The 1,262-nt window shown below is 65.0% G+C and carries 3 protein-coding genes; all 3 read left to right on the top strand.

Features of this window, described 5'->3' with window-relative positions:
* The coding region (locus ACLD7X_RS16870) for a DeoR/GlpR family DNA-binding transcription regulator (RefSeq protein ID WP_411424847.1) at positions 1-290 on the top strand (290 nt) is incomplete at its 5' end.
* Positions 291-566: 276 nt separating this feature from the next.
* Positions 567-749, top strand: coding sequence for a hypothetical protein (locus tag ACLD7X_RS16865; RefSeq protein ID WP_411424846.1), 183 nt, complete (start codon positions 567-569; stop codon positions 747-749).
* A 79-nt stretch (positions 750-828) separates the two neighbouring features.
* A partial coding sequence (locus ACLD7X_RS16860) for a VOC family protein (RefSeq protein WP_411424845.1) occupies positions 829-1,262 on the top strand: 434 nt, incomplete at its 3' end.

Here is a 1,262-nt window from a genome sequence, read left to right as displayed (position 1 = left end):
CCATCGATGCGCTGCAGCGCTACCGCGCGGGCAAAGCCTTTCTCGGCGCCAGCGGTCTCACGGGTGAGGGCCCCAGCGATGCGGGTGTCGGCCCCGGCCTCATCTACGGCGCCATGATGAAGCGCTCTTCCGAGACGGTCGTTCTGGCAGATCACACCAAGTTCGGCCGCCCGTCGCTCTCGGTCTATGGCCCCTGGTCGCCGCAGGTGCTGCTCGTGTGCGATAGCGAGCCCGCGGGTGAACTGGGTGCGGCCATCGAGCGGGCGGGTGCGCGTACCTTCGTCTGCTAGAGCAGCAGAAGGCTGGCGATCACCGCCACACCGACAATGATGACGACTGCAATCGCAGCCGAGGTGAATAGCGCCACGGGCGAACCGTCACCGTGCATCATGTGATTTCTCCGGAAAAAATAACTCGCCAATGGAACAACTGCCAACTGTCCATTGTTCCACACTTTGCCTCGCTTTTAGGCTGGCCCAAGGAACTCCGCGCGCGCCCTCACGTTTCGTCTAGGGAAGCGAGGGACGTCCCGTCTCTCCCCGGAACACTGATGAGAGGAACCAGCAATGGCTAACCAGAATCAGAACCAGAATGACCGTAACCGCCAGAACCAGCAGGGCGGCCAGGGCGGACAGCAGCGCCAGCAGGAGCAGCAGGGCGGCGAGCGCCGGCAGGAGCAGCAGGGCGGCACGGAACATGAGCGCGAGACTGAGCGCAACCGCGAGCAGCGCCGCGAAGATCAGCGCTGACGATTGACAGCACTTTCCACAGCACTTCACGAGGCCCGGCCACAAGCCGGGCCTTTCTTCGTCTCATCTCTTGCGCGCGATGCGGATCACCATGCGCTGGACAGGAGAAGCGTTCCGCGCTCAGATACTTGCCATGCGGATCGATCATCTCGTCTGGTACAATGCTGATCTGGCGGCCGGCCAGCATCACTTCGCGGAGCGAATGGATGCAGCCCCGCACTACGGCGGTGAACATCCCGGTGAGGGAACGGCCAATGCCGTGATGGCGCTCGGCCCCACGACCTATCTCGAAATTCTCGGGCGTGATCCCGGCCAGACGGAGGAAGGGCTCGATCCCGAAGTGAAGGGCCTTGCCGGCTCAGGGCTCTATCACTGGGCGGTGGGCGGCGTGGATCTGGCCGCCATCGCGGCGCGCGCCGCGCGCGCGGGCCTCCAAGGCGGCGGGCTTGTCCCCGGCGGGCGCATCAAGCCTGACGGCAAGCGGCTGGAGTGGCTGTGCTGGGGCCTGCGCAA

The sequence above is a fragment of the Aphanothece microscopica RSMan92 genome (assembly GCF_046613545.2).
Classification (GTDB): domain Bacteria; phylum Cyanobacteriota; class Cyanobacteriia; order PCC-6307; family Cyanobiaceae; genus NIES-981.
This window is presented reverse-complemented; position numbering and strand designations above follow the sequence as displayed.

Bases quoted from the DNA above. Each gene is read 5' to 3' on its own strand.
- ACLD7X_RS16865 (WP_411424846.1), top strand. From the start codon at position 567: ATGGCTAACCAGAATCAGAACCAGAATGACCGTAACCGCCAGAACCAG.